The 23,154-nt window shown below is 65.3% G+C and carries 27 protein-coding genes and 1 pseudogene; 12 read left to right on the top strand and 16 right to left on the bottom strand.

All coding sequences use genetic code 11. The features are described from left to right. The first annotated feature begins 95 nt into the window (after positions 1-95). Genes AYK61_RS22305 through AYK61_RS22290 form a run of 4 tightly spaced genes read left to right on the top strand, consistent with a single transcriptional unit; the run spans position 96 to position 2,840 of the window. Positions 96-395, top strand: coding sequence for a type VII secretion target (locus AYK61_RS22305; protein WP_121873154.1), 300 nt, complete (start codon positions 96-98; stop codon positions 393-395). After that, positions 392-1,399: a WXG100 family type VII secretion target gene (locus AYK61_RS22300; protein ID WP_147458386.1), complete on the top strand. Its 1,008-nt coding sequence runs from the start codon at positions 392-394 to the stop codon at positions 1,397-1,399. Before AYK61_RS22305 ends, AYK61_RS22300 begins: the two co-directional genes overlap by 4 nt. Next, positions 1,396-2,313, top strand: a complete 918-nt coding sequence (locus AYK61_RS22295) for a hypothetical protein (RefSeq protein WP_147458385.1) — start codon at positions 1,396-1,398, stop codon at positions 2,311-2,313. Before AYK61_RS22300 ends, AYK61_RS22295 begins: the two co-directional genes overlap by 4 nt. Further along, complete coding sequence (locus AYK61_RS22290; RefSeq protein ID WP_121873151.1) at positions 2,310-2,840, top strand: LpqN/LpqT family lipoprotein; 531 nt, start codon at positions 2,310-2,312, stop codon at positions 2,838-2,840. Before AYK61_RS22295 ends, AYK61_RS22290 begins: the two co-directional genes overlap by 4 nt. Before the next feature lies 1 nt (position 2,841). Here AYK61_RS22290 and AYK61_RS22285 read toward each other — a convergent pair whose 3' ends face one another. Together AYK61_RS22285 and AYK61_RS22280 are read right to left on the bottom strand one after the other, a co-directional pair. Continuing rightward, complete coding sequence (locus AYK61_RS22285) at positions 2,842-3,768, bottom strand: ABC transporter substrate-binding protein (RefSeq protein ID WP_121873556.1); 927 nt, start codon at positions 3,766-3,768, stop codon at positions 2,842-2,844. 75 nt (positions 3,769-3,843) lie between these two features. Then, on the bottom strand, positions 3,844-6,141 hold the full coding sequence (locus AYK61_RS22280) for an excinuclease ABC subunit UvrA (RefSeq protein WP_121873150.1): 2,298 nt from the start codon (positions 6,139-6,141) through the stop codon (positions 3,844-3,846). A gap of 172 nt (positions 6,142-6,313) precedes the next feature. On the opposite strand from AYK61_RS22280, the gene AYK61_RS28055 reads away from it, so the two are divergent. Next, entirely contained in the window at positions 6,314-6,763 is a 450-nt protein-coding gene (locus AYK61_RS28055; RefSeq protein WP_121873149.1) for a hypothetical protein, read from the top strand. Between the two features lies 1 nt (position 6,764). On the opposite strand, the gene AYK61_RS22270 is transcribed toward AYK61_RS28055, so the two are convergent. The 4 genes and pseudogenes from AYK61_RS22270 to AYK61_RS28040 form a co-directional block, all read right to left on the bottom strand. Further along, on the bottom strand, positions 6,765-7,304 hold the full coding sequence (locus AYK61_RS22270; protein WP_121873148.1) for a DUF2231 domain-containing protein: 540 nt from the start codon (positions 7,302-7,304) through the stop codon (positions 6,765-6,767). Positions 7,305-7,621: 317 nt separating this feature from the next. Beyond that, positions 7,622-9,400 (bottom strand): HNH endonuclease signature motif containing protein, encoded by a 1,779-nt coding sequence (locus AYK61_RS28050; protein WP_259468232.1) that lies wholly within the window; start codon positions 9,398-9,400, stop codon positions 7,622-7,624. Positions 9,401-9,446: 46 nt separating this feature from the next. Beyond that, positions 9,447-9,698, bottom strand: coding sequence for a DUF3253 domain-containing protein (locus tag AYK61_RS28045; protein WP_237669216.1), 252 nt, complete (start codon positions 9,696-9,698; stop codon positions 9,447-9,449). A gap of 15 nt (positions 9,699-9,713) precedes the next feature. Further along, positions 9,714-9,842: pseudogene (locus AYK61_RS28040) on the bottom strand (DUF2256 domain-containing protein); the annotation flags it as partial. Positions 9,843-9,864: 22 nt separating this feature from the next. Between AYK61_RS28040 and AYK61_RS22250 the strand changes: the two are divergent. Beyond that, the gene (locus AYK61_RS22250) at positions 9,865-10,431 is read left to right on the top strand and encodes a peptide deformylase (protein WP_121873146.1); all 567 of its coding nucleotides are present in this window, start codon (positions 9,865-9,867) and stop codon (positions 10,429-10,431) included. Positions 10,432-10,444: 13 nt separating this feature from the next. On the opposite strand, the gene AYK61_RS22245 is transcribed toward AYK61_RS22250, so the two are convergent. Both AYK61_RS22245 and AYK61_RS22240 read right to left on the bottom strand, forming a co-directional pair. Then, entirely contained in the window at positions 10,445-10,885 is a 441-nt protein-coding gene (locus AYK61_RS22245; RefSeq protein WP_121873145.1) for a hypothetical protein, read from the bottom strand. After that, positions 10,885-11,235 carry a hypothetical protein gene (locus AYK61_RS22240; RefSeq protein ID WP_259468230.1) on the bottom strand — a complete coding sequence of 117 codons (351 nt, stop codon included), beginning with the start codon at positions 11,233-11,235 and terminating at the stop codon, positions 10,885-10,887. The genes AYK61_RS22245 and AYK61_RS22240 overlap by 1 nt, the downstream gene beginning before the upstream one ends. 83 nt (positions 11,236-11,318) lie before the next feature. Here AYK61_RS22240 and AYK61_RS22235 point away from each other — a divergent pair, with 83 nt between their 5' ends. Together AYK61_RS22235 and AYK61_RS22230 are read left to right on the top strand one after the other, a co-directional pair. Beyond that, the gene (locus AYK61_RS22235) at positions 11,319-11,732 is read left to right on the top strand and encodes a DUF6992 family protein (RefSeq protein ID WP_121873144.1); all 414 of its coding nucleotides are present in this window, start codon (positions 11,319-11,321) and stop codon (positions 11,730-11,732) included. Between the two features lie 142 nt (positions 11,733-11,874). Next, the gene (locus AYK61_RS22230; RefSeq protein WP_121873554.1) at positions 11,875-13,143 is read left to right on the top strand and encodes a DUF4185 domain-containing protein; all 1,269 of its coding nucleotides are present in this window, start codon (positions 11,875-11,877) and stop codon (positions 13,141-13,143) included. Here the strand turns inward: AYK61_RS22230 and AYK61_RS22225 are convergent. Together AYK61_RS22225 and AYK61_RS28035 are read right to left on the bottom strand one after the other, a co-directional pair. Further along, positions 13,076-13,738, bottom strand: coding sequence for a hypothetical protein (locus tag AYK61_RS22225; RefSeq protein WP_121873143.1), 663 nt, complete (start codon positions 13,736-13,738; stop codon positions 13,076-13,078). The two genes, AYK61_RS22230 and AYK61_RS22225, sit on opposite strands and share 68 nt — an antisense overlap. Then, complete coding sequence (locus AYK61_RS28035; protein ID WP_259468229.1) at positions 13,735-14,691, bottom strand: hypothetical protein; 957 nt, start codon at positions 14,689-14,691, stop codon at positions 13,735-13,737. Before AYK61_RS28035 ends, AYK61_RS22225 begins: the two co-directional genes overlap by 4 nt. Before the next feature lie 65 nt (positions 14,692-14,756). On the opposite strand from AYK61_RS28035, the gene AYK61_RS27100 reads away from it, so the two are divergent. Together AYK61_RS27100 and AYK61_RS22215 are read left to right on the top strand one after the other, a co-directional pair. Further along, positions 14,757-14,939 (top strand): hypothetical protein, encoded by a 183-nt coding sequence (locus AYK61_RS27100; RefSeq protein ID WP_147458384.1) that lies wholly within the window; start codon positions 14,757-14,759, stop codon positions 14,937-14,939. 106 nt (positions 14,940-15,045) lie between these two features. Beyond that, the gene (locus AYK61_RS22215) at positions 15,046-16,410 is read left to right on the top strand and encodes an acetamidase/formamidase family protein (RefSeq protein ID WP_121873142.1); all 1,365 of its coding nucleotides are present in this window, start codon (positions 15,046-15,048) and stop codon (positions 16,408-16,410) included. Between the two features lie 73 nt (positions 16,411-16,483). Here the strand turns inward: AYK61_RS22215 and AYK61_RS22210 are convergent, their stop codons facing one another. Beyond that, positions 16,484-17,101 (bottom strand): TetR/AcrR family transcriptional regulator, encoded by a 618-nt coding sequence (locus AYK61_RS22210; protein WP_183130504.1) that lies wholly within the window; start codon positions 17,099-17,101, stop codon positions 16,484-16,486. An 85-nt stretch (positions 17,102-17,186) separates the two neighbouring features. Here AYK61_RS22210 and AYK61_RS22205 point away from each other — a divergent pair, with 85 nt between their 5' ends. Then, entirely contained in the window at positions 17,187-18,539 is a 1,353-nt protein-coding gene (locus tag AYK61_RS22205; RefSeq protein ID WP_121873140.1) for a cytochrome P450, read from the top strand. A gap of 2 nt (positions 18,540-18,541) precedes the next feature. Here AYK61_RS22205 and AYK61_RS22200 read toward each other — a convergent pair whose 3' ends face one another. From AYK61_RS22200 to AYK61_RS22180, 5 genes are all read right to left on the bottom strand, one after another. Beyond that, a complete protein-coding gene (locus tag AYK61_RS22200; RefSeq protein WP_121873139.1) occupies positions 18,542-19,405 on the bottom strand; it encodes an alpha/beta fold hydrolase in 864 nt (287 codons plus the stop codon). Positions 19,406-19,452: 47 nt separating this feature from the next. After that, positions 19,453-19,749 (bottom strand): antibiotic biosynthesis monooxygenase, encoded by a 297-nt coding sequence (locus AYK61_RS22195; RefSeq protein ID WP_121873138.1) that lies wholly within the window; start codon positions 19,747-19,749, stop codon positions 19,453-19,455. A gap of 51 nt (positions 19,750-19,800) precedes the next feature. Then, on the bottom strand, positions 19,801-20,448 hold the full coding sequence (locus AYK61_RS22190) for a response regulator transcription factor (protein WP_220709167.1): 648 nt from the start codon (positions 20,446-20,448) through the stop codon (positions 19,801-19,803). Next, complete coding sequence (locus AYK61_RS22185) at positions 20,445-21,524, bottom strand: sensor histidine kinase (RefSeq protein ID WP_121873136.1); 1,080 nt, start codon at positions 21,522-21,524, stop codon at positions 20,445-20,447. The genes AYK61_RS22190 and AYK61_RS22185 overlap by 4 nt, the downstream gene beginning before the upstream one ends. A gap of 239 nt (positions 21,525-21,763) precedes the next feature. After that, positions 21,764-22,702 (bottom strand): UbiA family prenyltransferase, encoded by a 939-nt coding sequence (locus AYK61_RS22180; RefSeq protein ID WP_183130503.1) that lies wholly within the window; start codon positions 22,700-22,702, stop codon positions 21,764-21,766. Positions 22,703-22,925: 223 nt separating this feature from the next. Between AYK61_RS22180 and AYK61_RS27440 the strand changes: the two genes are divergently transcribed. Further along, complete coding sequence (locus AYK61_RS27440) at positions 22,926-23,090, top strand: hypothetical protein (RefSeq protein WP_183130502.1); 165 nt, start codon at positions 22,926-22,928, stop codon at positions 23,088-23,090. The last annotated feature ends 64 nt before the right edge of the window (positions 23,091-23,154 follow it).

Here is a 23,154-nt window from a genome sequence, read left to right as displayed (position 1 = left end):
CTACCGATGGGATGGAACCGATCGGAGACCGCGGGCGTCAAACCCGATGACGCCGAACGACCGGGCGTCGACAGAGTGCGACTCGGGGGAGCGTCATGACAGTGAACGTGGATCCAGCGATCCTGCGGCAGTTCTCGAATGTGTTGTCGGCAACTGGCGGGGTGATCCGTGAGGTGGATGCTCTTGCTCCGTTCCGTGCGTCGGAGAATGCGTTGCAGGGTAGTGACTTTCACGCAGCATGTGCGGCGGCGGCAGCAGCAGCGGCCGGAGCAGTTGCGGCACTGGCCGGGCGAGCCGAATGTATCGCAGGCATCGCCCGCGGCGTCGCGCAGAACTACGAGATCGCCGACGACGAACTCGCCCGCCGCCTCGCTGCGATGGACCAGCCGAAGTGACCCCGACGGTCCCGCACGTCGCGGGGTGGGAGCCGGAGTCGATGCGTAAGACGATGATCGAACTGTCGGAGATCGTCGAGCGCGTCAACGGCCAACGCACCGGAGTGCTGGAGGAGCAAGACACGTTGGCCGAGACGTGGACCGGCGAAGCAGCCGACGCCGCAGCCGAACGTGTGGTGACCGAATGCTCCCGGATGGGCACGGTATGCGGTGAGATCGAGTCGCTCGGCATGGCATTCGAGAGCGCCGCCGGAATGGTCGACGCCGCCAAGGCGCACCTGCAGGCGCAGGTGTCCGCAGCAACGACGAGCGGGTTCGCCGTACGGGCCGACGGCGTGGTGGATCCCGAGGGGATGATTGCGCTGATTCCCGACAGCCTCGGCGAGGAGAAGGTACGCCAGGCGGACGAACTTCGCGCTGCTGCAGCCCAATTGACGCGGGACATCCAGGGGGCGTTGTTGCAGGCCGAGCGCGCTGCGGTCGACGCTGCGCAGCAGTTGGCCGAACCCACGAAGCTGTTGACCGAGTTGGCGCTCGGCAGTCCGACCGGCAAGTTCGTCGAGAACCCGGACGGATCGTTCTCATGGATCCCGGACTGGCCGACGACCGCAGCTGCGACGGTGATCGGAGGCATGAGCGACGTCACGAAGAGGGCGCTGGAATTGCCCGGTATCAGTTCCGTGGACGACGTCGCCAAGAACATCGGCCGAGGACTCGGGGCGTTCGGTGCGGTCGCCGGAACGATTCCCTCGATTGCACACGACATCGATGAGGGGGTGAGCCCCACCGAGGCGATTGCGGTCAATACGGCGAGTACCGCCGCCGGCCTCGCAGCTGCGAGCTACGTGACCGGCGCCCTTGCGGGACTCGGTGGTGCCGCGGGTTCGGTGTTTCCCGGGCCGGGCACGGTGGCCGGTGCTGCCGCAGGCGTCGCGTTGGGTGCCTTGGTCGGGGGTTCCGTCAGCCACGGCGTATCGAAGGTCTTCGAATGGACGCTGCGATGACCGACCGTGAGGACACAGGCGCGAACACGCCTGCGACAGCGAATCCGAGACCTGTGTGGGTGCGGAGATGGCGCAGTGTCCACCTCGGCTGGCTCGCAGTGGTTTTCGGCATCTGTACGGTAGTGGTGGGGCTGCTGGTTGTCGCCGTCCCTGTGATTGCCAGGACGGGCGCAGGAGGCCTCCTGACACTGTTGTGGCTCGCGTTCTTCGTGCTCCTTCCCTTGGGGATGGCTGTGCCGATCTCCGGCATCGGATCTGCACGATTGTCACGTTTCGTGCGGCGGGTCGACGTTGCAGGCGTCGGCGCAGGTTTGTCGGTGCCCGGGCGCGGGGACTTCGTGGCTCGGGCAGGTCTACTTGCCTTCGCGTCGGTGGTGGGCCTGTCCTACTTCGTATTCAGGGATGACGGACCGGACCCTCGCCAAGAGATGGCCGAGTTGCTGACGGCGATAGGCGCGCCGGCATGCCTGGCGTGGTTCGTCCTGGGGTTCGTCGTCGTCAACCGCACCAGGGTCTCTCTGCACCCCGAAGGTATTGTCCAACAGATCTATCGACGTCGTGGGTGGAAGGTGTCGAAGGACGTGACGGTCGTGCGATGGAGCGACATTGCGGATCTGCGCCTGGAGGAGCATCCGAATCCAGCGGTCCCGCACCGGGGTGACCTGCCGGTGATTCGAGTCCCGCGCCTTTCGAGCGAGACCGACGAACCGGAGCTGGTCATCATGGCGTGTGAGAAGAAGGTCGAACCGAATTCGCTGCTCGCGCTGCTTCTGTGGTGTCGCGACAATCCCTGGGCTCGTGCGCAACTGGACCACGATGATGCGCGCGAGTTGCTGCGCCCGCCCAGGCTGCTCGACCGTATCCGCGCCGACCGTGCCGCATCGACCTCCGGTGAAGGGAATGCTCTCCAGTGACGGTTCGAGAGAAATCGATAGGGGCGTTTCTTCAGCAACAGGGTGTCGAACTCGTTCCGGCGCACCGCGCCGAATGCGACAGGTTCGGGCTCGAGCTCCCGGTGCTACCGGACTGGGACGTCGTTCCCGAGCACCTGTTCCCGCACGCCACCGCGGTGCTGTGCTCGCCGACCGACGCAGTCGATGGATTCGTTCCGAACGCGGTGGTTCTGGTCGGCAAGCTCAGTCGATCTGTTCATCCGGAATCGTTGCTGGAGTATGGGTTCGGAGACTCCAGGGCTCTTCCCGGCTGGGTCGAGATCGGTCACGACCGAGACCCGTTCCGTGGTCTGCCGGCGGTCTCGACCGCGGGCCGCTACGACTGCGACGGACGGTTGCTCTTCGCCCGCACCCGGTACGTCGTCGTCCACCACATCGTCGATCAGTATCTGGTTCAGGTGACGGTCACCGTGCCGGATTCGCTTCGGCAGAAATTATCCTGCGCTGCAGACGAATTCATCGACGGGGTACGCATCGGGCAGGGGTGATCTACTCGGGAATCTGCTGCACCACGGCGGCGACGGCTTCCACCTGATCCGCGATGCGTGGTCCCCACCGACTCGACAGGTCCTCGTCCATCGGGAAGATCCTGCCGTCTCGGACGGCTGTCATAGAACCCCACCCTGGCCGAGCTGCGACCGATTCGGCTGTGACGCCACAGCATTGGGCGTCGGCGAGGAAGACGATATCGGGATCCGCGGTGATCACCGATTCGGCGGACAGTTGTGGGTAGTCGCCTGCGCCGGAGCCGTCGGCGATGCTCGTCAGGCCGAACAGACCGTAGATCTGGCCGACGAAGCTCGCGCTCGACACCGTGTACAACGTGTCGTCGAGTTCGTGGAAGTACGTCAGCGGCCGATCACGATCCGGAACGCTCGCCACGGCAGCGTCGATCCGGGACCGCATCTGCGCGACCGCTGCGTCGCCGTCCGCGTCGTGCCCGGTCGCGTCCGCGACGCGCTCGATCTGGGAGTACGCGTCGTCGAGGCTCGTCGCGGCCGGGACCAGCAGCGTCGGAATGCCGGCCTCGGCCAGAGTGGACGTCACCAGGCCGAGGTCGGTGGAGGTGATCACCAGATCAGGGTCGTAGGCGACGATCGCCTCGAGGCTCGGCGTGAACGCCGACAGCCCGGTCTTCGGAGCGTCGGCGGGATAGTCCGACTGATCATCGACGGCCGCCACCTGCTCACCTGCCCCGACGGCATACAGGGTCTCCGTCGCCGTCGGGCTCAGGGAGACGATCGAACGAGGCATCGCGTCGATGGTGACGGTCCCGCCGTCCGAGCCCGACGCGATCGTCCTCGGGAACTCCCCGCTCGACGCCATGGCCGAGGTGGTAGTCGGCGGGGAGCCCGTGGTCGTGCTGCCGCATCCGGTTGCGACCAGCGCGATGACCGCGAACCCGGCTGAGATCATTCGTGCCGATCGACGCTGCACTGCCACTCCTGTGTTTCCGATACCTCGTGGAGCGCCAACACTATCGGGTCGTGGTCAGCGACCCAGGCTCCGTGCCAGGTACGTGCCGGTGTGGGTGTCGGAGACCACCAACTCGTCGACGGTTCCGGTGAAGGTGATCAGACCGCCGTTGTGTCCGCCGTCGGGGCCGAGGTCGATGACCCAGTCGGCAGCGGCGATGACGTCGAGGTTGTGCTCGATCACGATCACCGACCTGCCCTCGTCGACCATCCCGGACAGCAACGCGATCAGGTTCGACACGTCCGACGGGTGCAGACCGGTCGTCGGCTCGTCGAGAACCAGCACCGGGGACGACCCGACCAGTTCGGTGGCGAGCTTGAGCCGTTGACGCTCGCCGCCGGAGAGCGACGAGAGGTTCTGGCCGAGAGAGAGGTAGCCGAGCCCGACGTCCCGGCACCGGCGGAGGATGTCGCGGATCTTCTTGACCTCGAAGAAGTCCTGCGCGTCCTCGACGGACATCTCGAAGATGTCGGCGATGCTGATGCCGTCGACGGTGTGCCGGATCGCGCCCGACCGAAACCGCCTGCCCTGGCACGTCTCACAGGTGCTCGTCACCGGGTCGGTGAATCCGAGGTCGGTGAAGATGACGCCGCTGCCCTGGCAGTCGGGGCACGCGCCGTCGGAGTTGGGCGAGAACAGCGACGGCGGTTGCCCGGTCTTCTTGGCGAAGTAGGCGCGGATCGGATCGAGCAGACCGGTGTAGGTCGCGGGGGAGGAGCGGCGCGATCCGCGGATGGGTGCCTGGTCGATGATGACGGCGTCCGGCGCGGCGTCACGGAGATGGCCGTGGATGAGGCTCGACTTGCCGGAACCGGCGACGCCGGTGACGGCGGTCAACACTCCGAGCGGAACGTCGACGCTGACATCACGCAGGTTGTGCGTACTCGCTCCGGTGATGCTCAACCAGCCCGAAGCGGCACGGGGAGTGCGTAATTCGACGCCCTCGCGCCGCAACGTGGCACCCGTCCTGGTGTCGGCGCTGCGTAGTTCGTCGTAGGTTCCCTCGAATACCACCGTGCCACCGGCCTTTCCCGCGCCGGGACCGATCTCGACGATGCGGTCGGCTATGGCCATGACCTCGGGGTCGTGCTCGACGACGAGGACGGTGTTGCCCTTGTCGCGCAGCGCGAGCAACATGTCGTCGAGACGGTGGACGTCGCGGGGGTGGAGGCCTGTCGTCGGTTCGTCGAAGACGTAGAGCATGTCGTTGAGGGTGGCTCCCAGGTGCCGCACCATCTTGATGCGCTGCGATTCACCGCCCGACAGCGACGACGTCGCTCGGTCCAGGCTGAGGTAGCCGAGACCGAGATCGACGAGTCTTCGCAGCTGCGTGACGATTTCGGCGGTGACGGTACCCAGGCCGTTGATCTGCCACCCGTCGATACGATCGGCGAGTTCGGACACCTGCATCGCGAACGCGTCGGGCAGAGACAGGCCCTCGAGGGTGGCACCGCGGATGGTCTCGTTGTAGCGGGAGCCGCCGCAGGACTCGCAGACGCCGCGCGTGACGATGCGCTCGAACGCGAGCTTGGCCTTGCCCTTGAGGGCATCGGCGTCCTTCGCCAGGTAGCTGCGCCGGAACCGGGAGACGATCCCTTCGTAGCTTTTCATGACGGCGTCGGGATTCAGCACGTCGACCTCGCCGGGCTTGGCGTCGAAGAAGATGTGGCGCTCGCGGGCGGAGTACTGATCGATCGGGACGTCGAGATCGAACAGGCCCGAGTCGGCGAACACCCGATACGGCCATTTGCCGACCTCGAAGTCCGGATGCTTGAACGGCCCCTCGCGCAGGGACTTCGACTCGTCCACCAGTTCTGCGAGGTCCACGACCTTCGCCTCGCCGAGCCCCTCGCACTCGAGGCACATGCCGGCCGGGTCGTTGAACGAGAACGCGTTCGCGAACCCGATCGTCGGGGTGACGCCGCGGGACCAGAGCATGCGCAGCCAGTCGCCGATGTCGGTGATGGTGCCGACCGTCGACCGCGGGCCACCGAACAGTCGCTTCTGGTCGACGATCACGACGGCCGACAGGTTGGCGATCAGATCGGCGTCGGGGCGACCGTAGGACGGAAGAAATGTCTGCGCGAACGCGGTGAACGTGGAGTTGATCTGCCGTTGAGCTTCGGCTGCGATGGTGTCGAAGACGAGTGATGACTTCCCCGACCCGGAGACGCCCGCGAACACGACGAGCGAACGCTTGGGTAGGTCGAGGTTCACGTCGCGAAGATTGTTCTCGCGTGCTCCGCGAACGAGGATGGTGGACAGTTCGTCGATAAATGGCTGAGCTGGTGTCGTCGGCTGGGCCTGGGTCATGTGCGCTTCGGTCGCCTTTCGCCGCCCCCGACGCTGGTTCGTCCGGGGCCGACGCAGTCTACCGTACGGTGTACGGAATTGCTACCGGTGATGGCAGGTAACAGACTTACCGGTCTGGCGATCTCACATGGTGCCGGTTGCATCAGGCCATCGGTCGTGTCGAAAGGTCTCCATGACGAGCAATAGTCGTTCCCGCGTGCAGTCGGTCATCGTGCTCGCCCTTCCTGTGATCGTCCTCGCGGGCTGCGGATCAACGGATTCTTCCGAGCCCGACGTTCGGACCGAAGTGCGGACTGTGACCGTGGAGGCGACCACGCCCGCACCGACACCGGTCGAGAGGATCGGCGTCCCGGACACCACCGCGACCGAGCCGCCCGCGGCGGAGCCTGTCCTCGCCGCGATGCCTTCGGTCGTGTGCATTAACCTGCAGTCCGCCCAGAACGCGATCCAGGCGGCAGGGATCTTCTACTCCCGGAGCGTCGATGCGTCCGGTGCGAGCCGCAGACAGGTCAACGACTCGAACTGGATTGTTGTGGCGCAGGATCCGCAAGCAGGGGTGCTCGTCGGTGAGGGCGACGCTCTGCTGTCTGCGGTGAAGATCGGGGAGCCGAACAACTGCTGATCTAGCGGAGAAGGCTGTGCTTTCCTGCTGGAGTCGGTTCCTGCTCGGTCGAGCTGTAGGCGAGGTGGCCTCCGATGAGGCCGCCGACGCTTGCTGTTGCCAGACCGGCAGCAGCCAGGGCCTTGGCGATGCCATCGGTCTGCTTCCGACGCCGTAGGTAGGAGCCGAGGAAGAGGAAGACGCCGGTCGCGTTGGAGGCCGCGTGGATCATCCCGACGCGTCGCTGGCGGGTGTTCATCGTCGACCAGTCGGCCCATCCGGTGGCGATGGCCGCCGGCGCGGACACGAGCCCGACGGAGATGACGAGCTTGCTGGCCCTCGATTGGTGATTGAGTAGGTCGAGGGCAACGGCGCTGGTCCAGCTACCGATGGTGACGTTGACGAGAGCCGGGTGGATGGGGTGTCCGATCCACCGTCCCCGGAGCGCGCTACCGACGGTGCTGTCGTCGAGTGCGGGCTCGAGGACGTCGTTGATGGCGTTGCCGGCTCCGTCGAGGAACGATGCCGATTCGAGGCTGTCGAGTGCTTGCTTGAGTGTCATACCTGGGCGAATGCCCCACTGGGGATGTGCCAACCCCAAGGGCAGCCAAACACTGGGCGGAATACGGACGCTACTGCGCACAGGGTCGAACGCCGCGGACGGCGTCACTGGACAGCCTCGAAGGTCCTGCCGGCAGGATCCAGGGCGCAACTGCGTCGACGTCGAGCAATGGGCATTGCCGTCATTCGCATTGCCGTCATCCGCAGGGTCGGCTGAGGGGTGCTCGCGTGGGTGAGTTCCGTTCGAGCAACACTCGACGACGAGTTGCCCCACATGGGTGTGGGTCTTTTGGTGCCTGCGCTGGGTGGTTCTCCTTGTCAGGCTGCGCGGCGTTTTCGTCGGTGGTAGCTGGGGATGGGTTGTCGGGTGGGGTCGATGGATTCGGGTGGGATGGCGTAGGGGTGTCCGTCGTCGCCCATGAGTAGTTGCCAGTCGCCGTGGTGGACGAGGCGGTGGCATTCTCCGCAGACCAGGGCGAGGTTGTTCAGGTCGGTGGGGCCGCCGTGTTCCCAGAATTTCACGTGGTGGGCCTGGCACCACTGCGCGGGGCGGCCGCACATCACGCAGCATCGGTCGCGGATGGTCAGGGCGATGCGTTGGTCGTCGGAGGCGAGTCGGGTGGTGCGGCCGAGCGCGAGCGGGACTCCGTGGTGGTCGACGATGACCGGGGTGAGGTCGGCGTCGCAGGTGAGAAGCTCGGCGAGGGACCGGCTCATCGGCCCGGTCCAATCGAAGTGGAACGGCCACTCGGCATCGCCCGACTCGGGAGCAGACTTCTCCCCGGCAGCGCCACCACCACCGGCAGCATCACCACCGGCATCACTACCGGCATCGCTACGGCCGACACGATCGTCGCGGAAATCGCCGGTTCGTGAACGGTCGCTGGCACCAGCACTCTCGCTGGTGCGGTGACCGCCGTCAGCACCACGATCGGGACCGGCGTCGGCATCACCGGTTCGTGAGTTGCCGACGGTGCCAGCATTGCTCCCGCGGACGCGACCGCCGTCAGCACCGGCTTCGGGTGCCGTGGTGGTATCGCCGGTTCGTGAACGGTCGCCGGCACCAGCGCTGCTCCCGCCGGCGCGGTCGCCGCCGTCGGCACCGGTGCCGTGTGTTGTCGAACTCGTTGGTGCGCTGGCAGTGTGCTGTTTTCCGCGGTCGCTGAGTAGGTCCCGCAGTGGAACGATCAGGTGCACCGATGCCCGTGACCCACCTGCCGATCCGCGGGTGCTGCCGCGTAGGTGCCTGTCGAGGATCTGATCGAGTGCATCGGCTCGGCGCTTCGACGGACTCCGCGGGTCACGCTCACCACCGGGGCCGGGCCGCGGTGCGGTCAAAGCCGACAGTGTCGTGAGCAGTTTCTCGGCGAGGAGCCGGTCGACGTTGCCACCGATCTGGAAGCGGCCGTCGGACAACGGGTGAACGTCGAACCGGTTCAGGTTCGGGTTCTCCGACACCGGTACCGGCGGCGGCCCCGACGGAACAGGCTCCGGCCCAGCAGGTTCGGGCCCAGTGGCACCCGAGCCGCCTGAATCACCGGAGCCACCTGCATCGGCTCGGCTCGCCTGCTCCCGTTCGCGCTCGCGCTCCTGCTCCCGTCGTTTCTTCTCGGCCTGCTCGTGCCTTTCTCGCGCGTCCTCTGCCGCAGAATGCGCGAGAGCCTGCGCACGGGAGGTGACCTGCCCGGCGGTGCTGCGCATCGCGGTCTCGAGCAGTTCCGCGACGACAGCGTCGCGGCGCTGTTCGTCGAGGGTGGGGTCGGCGACCAGCACGGTGGCGTAGCCGTCGGCGATCACCGAGGCGTGCGCGGCGTGGATGTCACCACCGGCGAGGGCGTCGAGCACCGTGCGCCGGCCGGTGAGCCACTGCCCCAACTCCATCTGACGGGCAGCGGACCCGTCGGTGATCCGCACCGACCTCGCGTACCAGCGGGTGACCGTCGAATGCCCGAGTTTCATCGCCAGACCACGTCGCTCGATCTTCGCGAGCATCGTGTATCTGGCTGCGGCGGCGGCATTTTCGTGGGAGGACACCTCAGCGAGCGCGGAGACCAAGTCCTGGTCCCCGAGCCCGAACACATCCCCCCATGTCTTCACACCACGAAAGCTATACCCACCCACCGACAACTTCTGTCGGCGCAGGTCAGCGCGTCCACCGGATGCGGATGGGCCCCTTCGCGGTCGACGGATCGACGACGGATCCTTTCTGGGTTATCTCGACTTCTCCCGCGTCGACCATCCGGCGGGCGGCGCGGCGGACCGGTTCCATCAACTCCCGCCAACCGTCGTCGGACAGGGCACGTGCGACGTCGGAGGGGCAGATCGTGGAGTCGCGGGACCGGGCGTCGAGCAGGGAACGGATCTTGTCTTCGAGTTCCTTGTCGGTGGTGCTCACCTTGTGCCGCCGGCATGCGTCGCTGCAGTACTTGATGTCATCCCAGTTCTTCTCCCACTTCTTGCGCCATTCGATTCGCCGCCCGCACGATGCGCAGACCTTGTCGGCGGGCGGCGCAGTGGAGGAGCGACGAGAATGGGCCATGCTTCGACAGTAACCTCGGTGCATGGCGATTCGACCCATTCTCATTGCCGGTGACCCGCGGCTGACGACGGTCGCCGAACCCGTCACCGTGTTCGACGCCGAGTTGGCGGCGTTCGTGGAGGACCTGTTCGAGACCAACACCGCGGCGCACGGTGCGGGTCTTGCTGCCAACCAGGTCGGCGACCCGCGTGCAGTGTTCGTCTACGACCTCAGGGACGGCGGGGTCCGTCACCGCGGGCACGTGGTCAACCCAGTGCTCGAGACGTCGGCGATCCCGGAGACGATGCCCGACCCCGAAGACGGTGAAGGGTGTCTGTCGGTACCGGGGGAGCGGTACCCGACCGGCCGTGCGGACTGGGCCCGCGTGACCGGTGTCGATGCGAAGAACGATCCCGTGTCGGTCGAGGGCCACGGTTACCTGGCTCGGTGTCTGCAGCACGAGTCCGACCATCTGGCCGGTCACCTGTACCTCGATCGCCTGATCGGCCGCAATCAGCGTGCTGCGAAGAAGATGATCAAGGCGCGAGGATGGGTCGGACCCGGCAACAGTTGGCTGCCCGGGTCCGACTCGGACCCTTTCGGATGGTGACCTGAACCGGCGATCAACACACTCCGGTGAGTGCGCATGCCGCTGCGCGTTCCAGCTTCCAACGGCCCTCGGAGACAACGAAACCGATCGAGGACACTGGCCCGTCGGAAGTGCCGCTCGCCTCGACCCGTCCGGGTGCGACGGCGTCGACGCGGTCGAACGTCAGGTCCGACATGACCCCGCCGCTGTCGAACAACGCTGCGTTCTCCTCGAGAGTGCCTGCGAGTGCGTCGGCGCGGTCGGACCGCTCTGCGGTCCAGTCGAAAACGGTACGGAAGATGGCGGTCGCTTCGTCCGGGGTCGGGATGGCGGAGGGTGCGACGGAGGGAGGAGGTGCCGGGAACGACGACGGCGCAACGTTCACCGCGGCGTCGATCGTCGGCTCGGGTTCCGTTGCGGCGCAACCGGCGAGAGCGACGAGAGCCAGTCCGCACAGCGCGCGTCCGACGATCATCAGAACGGGTTGTAGACGTAGAGCATCCGGTAGTCCCACTCCGAGGATCCGGCCGGGATTCGAATCTCCGTCAGGACCCGGCCGTTCTGGGAGCACGAACCGCGGGCGTGAAACGACCAACAATCGATCTGCATACTCGTGCCGAACGGGCTGACGATCAACGACTTATTGCTGCTGAACGCCGCGGGGTCGAATGCGCTGACGAAACTAGAGGTGGAGTCCTTGGGCCCGAACGGGTTGTCTTCGGGAGCGGCGGAGGCTGTCGGTGCGACGAACACTGCGCCGCCGATTGCCAGCGCGACTCCGGCGAGGATCTTCTTCAGCATGGTGGCTCCGTTCGTTTCGAGCACGAATGCTCAGTGCTCATGGGATCGGCCGCAACCGACCGCGCGTTACGAACCGGTTCCTCCCTCGAACCCGGCACACTGGAGTGATGACAGCACTCGAAGCGCCCATCGTTGCCCAGCGGCTCGGCCGTCGTCTCTCGGTGTGGGGCGGAGGAAGTGTGCTTGTTGGAACGGTGTTGGCCTTGCGCGGGTCGTCGCCTGCCTGGCGGGCGTTCGGTCAGCAGACCGCCGGGTGGGGAGCAATCGATGTGGCCATCGCCGGTGCCGGGGCGCTGAACTCCTCGGTCCCGACGTCCAAGAGCTTGACCAAGCTGTTGTGGATCAATGCCGGTCTCGACGTCCTCTACATCGCGACCGGTGCGCACATCGCCGTCAGGAAGCCTCGGTTCGGCGGCCGGATCACTGCTGACCAGGCGCTGGGCCACGGCTCTGCCGTCGTCGTCCAGGGCGCTGCGCTTCTCGTATTGGACACGACACACGCCCGCATGATTGCCGGCTAATCACACGAGTGTCATTCTCGCCGTAGGCGTTTTGTCAAGTATCAACACGCCCGATTTGTTGCGTGATCAGTAGATTTGCGTAACACTCGTCCCATCAGTCACATCAGTATCGTGGGTCACACGGGAAACGGTGGGTTCGTTCATGCGTGTACGTAGTCGGCAGATTGCTGTCGGGGCTGTCCTGGCACTGGCAGTGAGCGGACTCAGCGCTCTGACCGCGCCCACCGTGTCGGCCGAACCGTGCGGTGGGCTCGGTGGGCCGGGCTCGTCTCCGCTGTTCGGGTCGTCGGGCAGTGCCGGGATGTCGGGCAAGAACCCGCAAGGCCCTCAGGGGCCGCTTCCTCGGATCACCGGGAACACGCAGAGCATCGCCTGGGTCACGGGTCCGCAGAGTGTGAACAACACCTACAACGACCTCGCGATGTCCGGCACCGACCTCGGGATCAGTTGGGACAACGGGGCCGGCCAGATCCTGATGGCGTTCGGTGACACCTTCGGAGACTGCTCCTCCGGCAATGCCCAGTGGCGCAGCAACGCGCTCTTCCGGTCGGACAAGGCGTCGACGAATTTGGCGCAGGGCATCGAGATCGGTCCGGCCGACCCCGCGGACAACACCTCCGGTGCCGTCGTGCGGGCCGGCAGTCCGAACTATGCAGCCGAGATCATCTCCAGCGCAAAGCTGCCCAGCGTCGAGGACACGACGATTCCCACGGCGGCCATAGCGATCGGCAACACCCAGTACATCAACTACATGTCGGTGCAGAGCTGGGGCACACCCGGGCGCTGGATCACGAACTACTCTGCGACGGCGAAATCTACTGACAACGGCCAGAATTGGTCGACGGATCCCAAGACGATCCGCGTCAACAAGGGTGTGACCATCCCGGGTTTCACCAACGTCCACGAAAGCCAGGGCAAGTTCCAGCAGAGTGCGTACGTGCTGGGTCGCGACGGCCAATACCTGTACCAGTTCGGTACTCCCAACGGACGATTCGGCGACGCCTTCGTCTCGCGGGTGGCACCGAACGACATCGAGAATCTCGACGCGTACGAGTACTCGACGCAGGATCCTGATCCGACGAAGCAGTGGTCGAAGAACATCGGTGACACCGTTGCCATCGTCAAGGGCCCGGTCAGCGAGATGTCGGTTGCGTGGAACGACTACCTCGGCCGCTACGTGATGATGTACGGGGACGAGAACTCCCGAACCTTGGTCGCGCGCACTGCAGACAATCCCGAGGGTCCGTGGAGTGCTCCGAAGACGATCCTCGACGCCGGTCAGACGGCCGGCGGAATCTATGCGCCGTTCATTCACCCGATGTCGAGCGGAAAAGACCTGTACTTCACTGCTTCTCGGTGGTCGGACTACAACGTGTTGCTGTTGAAGACGAACCTCGATGCGTTGAAGTGAGCTCCGCCGATCGTTCGATCGCCGCCTGCAGGTAGGCGTCCACATCGAGATCGTCGGGGGCGGAAAGTAATCCGCGCCGGATCGTCGAGAGATATCTGCTCGACGGTTCGCCGGGCTCCCGTACGATCGAACTTGTCAGCGTGAACGCGGGACGTCCGTCGATGTCCGGAAGCCGCAGCAGTGCATCGTATTTCCCACGGAAGCTCTCACCTTCGCGATCCACTGCCAGTTGCGACCACTGTCCGATGGCAAGTGTCTCCGTCGCCCCGGCATCGATGGATGCGACGACGTTCTCGACGGCAGCCAGGTGAGCGAACTGGACGCGGTCGAGTAGATAGCCATGCGCTACAGACCGATTCGCGGTATCTGCCGTCGTCGAGACGAACGCAGATGCTCCGGTCCACCGCCGCGAGACTCCGGCGAAGTACAGCGGATAATCGATCCACAGCCATCTTTCCCCGGCAGGCAACGCTGTCGAGGGTGCCGGTGGGTGCGCACCGAATTCGGAGCTTTCGTCGGATCCCGTCAGGTAGGTGAAGAACCTCTCGCGCAGCAGATTCGAACCGTACGAGACGTACCAGAGCTGACCGGTCACTCGGTCTCGAACAGCTGCCGGTACGCCTCGGCGAGCAGGTCGGCCGCGAGGTCGTGGTTGTGTGACGCTGCGCCCGTCGAGTTTCCGGATCGCATCAGCCTGGCGTTAAGGCCGTAGGCGAGGTCGTCGAACGTGTCGTCGTCGATGCCGAGGTCGACGTCCACGTCTTCTTCCAGTAGCGCCCCGAGGTCGATCGACCACGACCACACGCGTTCGTCCCGGTATGGTCCGCGCCCGGCGCTGACGGTCTCGTTGGAGACCTCGAGTTGCTCGTCGGTCCGGTCGCGCGGAACGTTGGTGTTGATCCGCAGGTCGAGTTCGATCGTGTCGTCGTCGTGCACGATCTCGTCGACGCGGAGCGTCTCGAAGCCGCCGCACGTCAGCGTCACCAAGCGTCGAGGCCCGGTGTCTGCGGGCTCGTCGGATAGGGCGGCGATCTGCCACAGATATTTCGCGGTGTTCGCCGGGTCGGGGATCGAGGAGTTGATGTAGTCGGCCACGATGCTGCGGATGGCGGGATACGCGATGTGGTCGGACAGGTCCCAGAACTGCTTGCGCGCCTTGCCGACGGCCGTGTCGAGCAGTGTGGCCCGCTTGGCTCTTTCCTTCGGCAGTGCGGATTTCGCGCTCGGGGCCTCGCCGTTTGCACCGGGCACCGAGGGGCGTTCGCGTAGGCGGGTCAGGCGCGACACGAGATCCTGCAACTGCTCGAGCTGGTCTGCTGTGCCTGCGGTGAAGTCGAGTGCCTCGATGTCGGTCCACGCGTCGAGGTCCGCGGCGAACCGCGCGGCCACCGAATCGGAATGGTCGACGTAGGCCGAGCCGTCGGTGAAGTGCAGAACGTAGAGCCCGGCTCGGTGTTCCTTGGCCGCGAAGACCGTGGCGATGGATCCGGCGTCGGTGACGTCGAATCGCTCGAAGGTGAATCCGTCGGGTGTGGAGGCAGTCGGCATAGTGGTGAATCTACCGATGTGAGTGGGCAGCACCTATTCTCGCTTTTCCCGTCGAGCCATGAATATTGCGGTCGACGATTTCTCCGGGTGCTTCGCTCGACGCCCCCGCCGCGGTGGCCGGCCCGATCATCGGCCTGCTGTGGCTGATCGTCGACGGGGGAGGATTCGCCGAGTTCGTTGCAGTCTCCGTTCTGGCCGCGGTCACCGCGCTCTGGTGGTCCGCGATAGGCGGGAGCGATCCCAGTTGAGCTGCGGAGCAATTGAGCTGCGGAGCAATTGCGACGACGCGTGTTCGTAACTGCCGAGAAACACCTCCGGTCTACGTTCGAGATTCGGACAATTCTGGAGGTAGCAATGGCGCAGTCGATGGCGGAGCACGCAGCCGAGACGATCACCAAGGGAATCGGTCGGCGCGGTTTCATCCAGGCGGTGGCGGCCCTGGGCGCGGGCGTCGGAATCGCCGGAACGGCAGCGTGTTCTACGTCCTCGTCGAACACAGCCGCTGCGAGTTCATCGGCACCCGCAACTACCGCTGGCGGGATCCTTCAGCCCGGAGCCGGCGACATCGCCGGCGATCACTACCTGAGTTCCGAAGTCGACAAGGTCCTGTGGGGCTACGTCCCGACGGTCGAGTCCGAGTCGGTGCTGCAGATGAAGTCCGGTGAGACGGTGACCATCGACGCGCTCAGCCATGAGGGAATTCTCGAAGACCAGGGCCGCGACCCCGTCGAATTCTTCGGCGGCAAAGGTGTATTGGAATCCGACGTGCTGCAGGACGCCATCGACATCGCCGGCGGTTACGACCGGACGGTCCGTAATTTCGACGTCGACGGCCCGCATGTGGTGACGGGCCCGGTGTTCGTCGAAGGGGCGCAGCGAGGCGACGTGCTCAAGATCGAGACGCTCGAGGCGATTCCACGCGTTCCGTACGGTGTGGTGTCGAGCAGGCACGGCAAGGGCGCTCTGGCGGTCACTGGGTCCGGTGAGGCACCTGCGGGCATCAGCCTCGACGAGGTGATGCCGCCGATCGCAAACGATGGCAGGACTTCGGGCGACCCGACTCAGTACGGGAACATCTCCACGTTCACCGCCGTCGAGGACGGGCAGGGTGTGATGCGGTACGGCGATGCGGCCGTGCGCTTTCCGCTCCGTCCGTTCATGGGCATGATGGGTGTCGCGTTCGCCAGCGACCCGGGTCTGACGTCACCGAATGCGAATTCGATTCCACCGACACTCGGCGGCGGCAACATCGACGTCGGCCTGCTCGGCGTCGGATCGACGTTCTACCTCCCCGTGTTCGCGGAGGGTGCGTTGTTCTACGTCGGCGATCCGCACATGGCGATGGGCGACGGTGAGGTGGCGCTGACTGCGATGGAAGGCTCCCTGCGCGGCACCTTCCGCCTCACGGTCTGCAAGGCGGGCAGCGGGGATGCCCCGTCCGTCGCGTACTCGTATCCCTTTGCCGAGAACGAGGACTCGTGGATTCCGATCGGCCTGTCCGATCCGGACGGTGCCGTCGGCGGCCAGAGTTCGGACCTGAACGCCGCCATGCGTCGCGCCGTGGTCAACGCGCTCGACTTCCTCGAGACCGACCTCGGCATGGACCGGGCGACGGCCTATGCGTACCTCTCCGCGGCCGCGAACTTCACCGTGTCGCAGGTGGTCGACAAGACCGTCGGCGTGCACGGCCAGATCTCGAAGGCGCACTTCGACCGGTAGGAGTGCGCCTTCGGCGCAGTGGTGCGAATAAGTGCCTGCGCGGGCACATAATCACGCCACTGTCGAAGGCACCTCAGCGGTGTGCTGTCGCGACGAAGTGGCGGGCGGCGGCGTCGACGATGTCTGTTGGGGTGACGTCGATTTCGTCGTTCAACCACGCGATGACCAGTTCGGCGAGTCCGCCGATGAACAGCAGGCCGTTGATTTCGGATTGTGGTTGCGGCCAGGCCTGTTCGCCGAACAGTTCGCGTGACTGCTCGGCTACCAGATGGGCAAACGCGCGCATGGACTTTCGTCGGTAGTCCCGCAGTGAGTCGACGGCCAGTGACTCGATCATCGCGACGCGGCCCTTGCGTCGGTCGTCGGTGAGCACGCCGACGAACGCGCCGATGGCGTTACGCACCTGTTCCTCGACGGTGGGTGCCGGGGAGTGCAGCGCGTCCAGAGCAGCGGCCCGGATCTCGTCGGAGACCGACTCGACCACCTTCTCGAGCAAGTCCTCTTTGCTGGAGAAGTTCTGATAGAAGTAGCGCTCGGTCAGCTTGGCCTCCGCGCAGATCGCGGTCATGGTCGTGTTCTGGGCACCGGCCGTCGAGAACACCTCGAGTCCGGCTTCGAGCAACCGCGCGCGACGGTCGGCGGTGCGATCGTCGGCACTCATGCCGTTGTAGCGGCGCTTCGTGGAAGCCATGGATGGATCTTGACAGAGGAAGCATGTGTGACGCAGACTACATCCCATCTGACAGGACACTCTGTCAGATTGACGGAGGTAGACGATGGCACGTGCTCTGGCTGCTCCACCTGCTGATTCAACGCTCCAACCGGTATACGGCGATGGCGGCATGCCGGTCGTGGGGCACACCCTCGAGTACATCCGAGATCCGCTGAAACTGCTCGGGAGTCGGTGGGAGAAATACGGCGAGGTGTCGTGGCTGACGATGGCCGGGCAGAAGTGGATCACCGTTCTCGGTCCGGATGCGTGCCAAGAGGTGTTGCAGAACGCAGACAAGGCGTTCGCGAACGGTGACGGCTGGTCGCTGCTGATCGGCCCGTTCTTTCACGGTGGTTTGATGCTGCTCGACTCCGACGAGCATCTGAAGCATCGACGAATCATGCAGCAGGCCTTCACGAGGGACCGGCTCACCAAATCCGTCGAGGCGTTGAATCCTGTCACCGCAACCGGTTTGGACGCGTGGCAGGGCGGGCGCGACGTCCAGGTCTACCCGGCGCTCAAGGCGTTGACCCTGGAGGTGGCAACGAGCATCTTCATGGGCGGTGCCGAGGGCAGCACCGAAGCCGAGATAGCCGAGCTCAACTCGAGTTTCGTGGCGTGCGTCCAGGCTGCGACCTCGATAGTGCGCTATCGCGTTCCGGGAACGCGGTGGAAGCGTGGCCTCGATGGCCGCGCCATGCTCGAGCAGTTCTTCCGGCGCTACATACCAGCGCGGCGAGCCAACGAGTCCGACGACCTGTTCTCGGTTCTGTGCCACATCGAGGGGAACGACGGCGAGCGTTTCTCCGACGACGAAGTGATCGACCACATGATCTTCCTGCTGATGGCCGCGCACGACACGTCGACGATCACGCTCTCGACGATGATGCAGTACCTCGGGCAGCATCCGGAGTGGCAGGACAAGTGCCGCGCGGAATCGGAGTCACTGGGCACCGATGCGCCGACGCTCGCGGAACTCGACGAACTGCACAGTGTCGACCTGGTGATGAAGGAATGCCTGCGGTTGGTCTCGCCCACTCCGGTGGTGGCGCGACGCGCTGTCAAGGACACCGAGGTGCAGGGAAAGTTCGTACCCGCGGGGACGTACGCGTCGGTCGCGCCGCACTTCACGCACCACATGGAGCAGTACTGGCCCAACCCCGAGAAGTTCGACCCCGGCCGGTTCGCCGACGACCGCCGGGAAGACAAGGTGCACCGCTACGCGTGGGAGCCGTTCGGCGGAGGCGTGCACAAGTGCATCGGCATGTTCTTCGCAGGTGCGGAGATCAAGACGATCATGCACCACCTGCTGCTGCGGTTCGACTGGTCGGTCGATCCCGATTACGTTGCGCCGCTGAACTTCACGTCGCTGCCCTTCCCGGAGGACGGGCAGCCCGTGCAGCTACGAAAGCGGTAGGTCTATCCGGCGCGGTCGGTGAGCCAGCCGATGATGTTCGCGGTGATCTCGTCCCGGTTGGTCTCGTTGAGGATTTCGTGGCGCGCGCCGGGGTAGAGGGTGACGGTCACGTCGCTCATCCCGGCCTCGCGGTACCGGGCGGCGAGAGTCTCGATCAACTGTCCGCCGCCGGCGAGTGGGTCGTCGGTTCCCGAGGTGATGAGCAGCGGTAGGTCGGAGCGGATCTGCTCGAGATTGTGCGGGTCGGCCAGCTTGTCGGCCTCACCGAACAACGCGGGGACCGTCGACTCCGGGAGGTCGAATCCGCACAGAGGATCGGCGACGTACGCGTCCACTTCTGCCTCGTCGCGGGTGAGCCATTCGTATCCGGTGCGATGCTCGAAGGCGGCGTTGAACACGCTCAGATCGCCCGCGGGGGCGTCGGCCATCCCGGCCGCGAGGATGTTCAGTGTCGTCGATCCCGACAGCACCACGCCCTCGTACAAGTCGGATCGTTCGATCAGAACATGTTGCGCGGCAAACGAACCCATCGAGTGCGCGAACAAGAACAGGGGCAGGTGCGGGTACTCGCCCAGCAACGATTCGCCCAACTGCTCGATGTCGGCCCACAGACCCGCGAACGCTGCCGCACCGAAATCACCGGGGGTGTCGACGATCGACTGGCCGTGACCACGATGATCGGACGCGACGACGTGAAATCCGGCGTCGTTCAGGGCAGCGGCGAATCGGGCGTAGCGGCTGCCGTGTTCGGCGAGTCCGTGCGCGATCTGGACGACGCCGCGAGCCGGATCGGCCGACGTGGCCCAGGTGTAGGTGCTGATCTCGATGTCGTCCTGCTTGGATACGAACGACGAAGCGTTGGCCACGAATATCTCCTCGAAACGGCGATGGGGACGAGACTCGAACTTATCTCCTAGGCGTTCTCTATCGGGTCGAAATGCGAGACGACGGGGAACGGCTCGTAGAAGTGATGCAGCAGCGCCTTCCACTCCTGGTACTCGTCGGACTGCCTGAAGCCCTCGGTGTGGTCTTCGAGGCGTTCCCACTCCACCAAAAGCAGATAAACAGAGGGCTGCTCGACGCCACGCGAGAGCGTCAGATTCACGAACCCAGGCATCGACGCGATGATCGATTTCGCGTCGGCGAAGGCTGCCTCGAACTCGTCGGTTCGGCGGGGAATGACATGCAGGAGGGCGTGTTCGACGATCATCGGGACAGTATGCGAGGCGCAGCCCGGCGCCGGTTCGGCGGGCCCGAAGCCCTAGACGCCCGGAATTCCGAACGCCGTGGCCTTACGGACGCAATCCACCCGTGACACAGCACCGAGTTTGGCATAGATATTGGTCAGGTGGCGCTTCACCGTGGATTCCGTGATTCCGAGTTCTCGCCCGATCTGCCAGTTCGAACGCGCCTGGGCGAGCAGGTGCAGAACTTCGAGTTCCCTGGGCGACAACAGGTTCGGCGTTCCCGGCATGTCGGAGTCGAGCGCCGAGCTGATCGAATCGCGAGACGTGGACAGCAGTACGTTGTCCGGACTGCGCTGGACGGAGTGCAGCCCGGCGATCAGTTGATCGCGCGCGACGGTTTTGGACAGAAATGCCGATGCCCCGGCATCGAGCAGGCTGCGCAACAGTTCGGCATCCTGATGCATCGACAGGACGACGATGGAGACGGTCGGTGCTGCGGCGCGAATCGCCGTCACCACCGCGTGTGCTCCTGGGCCCGGCATTTCGATGTCGACCACCGCGATGTCCGGAACGTCTCGAGTGATCACCTCGATGGCGGTCGTTCCGTCCGGGCACTGCGCGACCACCGTGAACGCGGGGTCGGTCTCGATCAACGCTGCGAGACCGTCGCGGAAGAGCGTGTGGTCGTCGGCGAGGATCACACGGATGGCGTGGCCGGTCACCACCGGTTCCTCCCGAGCGACTCGGCGGTGCGGTCGAGCAACGGCAGCTGCACCTCGACCGTGGTGCCGCACCCCGGATCGGCTGTGATCACGGCGCGCCCACCGAGCAACTCGGCGCGTTCGCGAATGGACGCCAGCCCACCCACGATCTTGATCGCCGTGACGGCTCCGACGTCGAAGCCGCACCCGTTGTCGCGGACGACGGCGCGCAGTCTGTCCTGCTGGGTGGCGAGTTCGACGGTGATCGTGTCGGGCTTCCCATGGACGACGGCGTTGCGGATCGCTTCTCGCAGCAGCAGGTAGAGCTCCTGGGCAACTTCGTCCGCCAGACCCGGTTCGTCCCCGTCCACCGTTACTTCGGAGACCGTTCCCTCGGGGACGGTCGATTCCAGGTAGGACGCCAACGACTGGCTCAGCGATTCGCCGCCCAACCGAACCCACAGGTCCGCCGACACCTGCCGAGTACTGTCGAAGCTCGACTTGATCGACTCGCGTGCGGTGGCGAGATGGGCTTGGGCTCGAACGGGATCGCGCGAGCGGTAGTGGTCGTAGAGGTCGAGTTGTTGGAGTGCGGCACCCATTCCGTGAGCGATGCGGTCGTGTAGGTCGCGAGCGATCCGGCTACGTTCGTCCTGCTGCGAGGACAGAAGCTTCGTCAAGAGATAGTTGACGTACGGGATCGATCCGACCGCCAACCGTTCCTGGATCTCGCGTTGCAGAGCGGTTCCCAAGGCCACGACGGTATCGGTCGCGGTCGGTGGGTCGAATGCTTCGACGAGTACGGGAAACAGGGCTTCGAACATCAAGGTGGCCGCTGCCAGCGACTGGGTCGGGTGAATACCGGATTTGGCGCGCTGCTCACCGATGGCCTCGCTCGGATCGGGCGCGGGCAACGTCGATGTCGGTGTCCCGAAAGCGGCGAACGCTGTTGCGACGACGCGCACGACGGCTTCGGCCTGACGCGTCAGCTGCAATTGCAACGATCGGTCGGTGAGGACCGGGCTTCCCGAACCGTCGAGAAGGGTGGTGTACGCCGCGACCGCTCGATCGACGAGTCGATTCGGCTCGACACTCACTTCGTTCGCCCCCGCCCTGGAGAACCGGACGGATCAGGCCCTGGAAAGCCTGATTCGCGACGCCGATCCCGATCGCATCATATTAGCGGGACAAACAGCGCAATTGGTACCGAGGACACGGATACCCGCACGTCGAGGCGCTTCCGTTCGGGACTTCGCCCGAAGTGGTTCACCTGCTGGTCACCGGTGGTTCGCTGCGTGGTCGGGTCGGATCTCGATTCGCGGCGACCGGGTGTCGATCACAGCAGCATGCACAGCGCGCCCGTGTGCGCACCGTATTGCGAGTACATGAAGGCGTGGTACGGGGTACGCGGATGCCATCGACGCGATCGTCCGGCGACCGCGCATGCGCCTATCGCCGCTACTCCACAGCCCAAGGCGAGGGCGGGGACGAGGAGACGTTCTTCCACCGTGAATGCCGAGACGGCGAAGCCGACGGCGATGATCCCGGCCAGCGAAGCGACGATCAGACAGGTACCGCGTTCGCTCCACATCGCCAGCGTCGACCGTCCGGCGGCGCGGTCGCCCTCGACGTCGGACAGGTCCTTGGCCAGACCTCCGACTCCCATCCACGCGGACATGACGACAGCGAAGACGGCCACGGCCGGCGAGATCCCGATGCCGGCCGCACAGGCTCCGGCAGTGTAGGTGGCAAGTCCGCCTCCGATCACCGAGACCTGGACTCCCCACACTCTGTTCTTCAACGGCGCGGGCCCGGCGGAGTACAGAAAGCCGAGGGCGACCATGACGAGCGCCGACACCAGGACCGATCGGCCGGCCGACGCGCACAGAATCACACCCGCGCACGCAAGAACGGGGACGAGCTGGCGAGCAACTCCCGCATCGAGCGTTCCCCGCGCAAGTGGCCGCGTGGAACCGTTCAACCGATCCTCGACGCGGTCGGCAAGACCGTTGAGCAGATAGATCGACCACGTGATGCACAACCAACCCGCACAGCACAGTGCGACGGCCGTCCACCGGGGAACAGCTCCGGCGTCGAGAGAAGCCACGGCGACAACCGCGATAATCCGAAGCTGGAAGATGATCTGCACCGCGGGGCGAGCTTCGGACCAGGCGGAGCGGATCGACGACCGCAGCGTCCGATCGGGCGCACCGGCAGCGACAACGTGACTCGGCGATGCAGTGCTGGGACCGACTGTTCCACTAGCGGTGGCCATGCGTCGATCGTCTACGGCCGGGCGACGCACGTCTATGGCCCGAGGGTCGTAGTCCACTACGACCTTGGTCGTAGTGGAGGGTGCACCTTCGCGGCGACCCCATTGGCTTTCGGTGTTCTGCCACTTAGCTTTCGAGTTGTAACACCGCATTCGACGGAATCGGAACCCGGCGCACGAGAACGACAGTCGCCGACTCTCATCGGCCTACGAAGGTGGAATGCTCGTGAACACGGACTATGTCTGGTTGGCGCTCGGATGGATGGCTTTCATCGCCATCATCATCGTGGTGGTCGTCGTTGCACTGGTGGTCCTGGTACGCGGACGCCAGACGGCATCCCGCTCGGACGATCACCGCACGGTGCCGGGGAAGAACGACCCGGCGGAGTAGAACCCCGGACCCGACCTGTACCCCGCATTGCACCGTCGGAGCCGATGCGCGTCGCGCCTTCGGG

This window comes from Rhodococcus sp. SBT000017 (assembly GCF_003688915.1).
In the GTDB taxonomy this organism is placed as follows: Bacteria; Actinomycetota; Actinomycetes; order Mycobacteriales; family Mycobacteriaceae; genus Rhodococcoides.
Note: the sequence above shows the minus strand (reverse complement) of the source record. Positions and strands in the feature narration are given on the sequence as shown.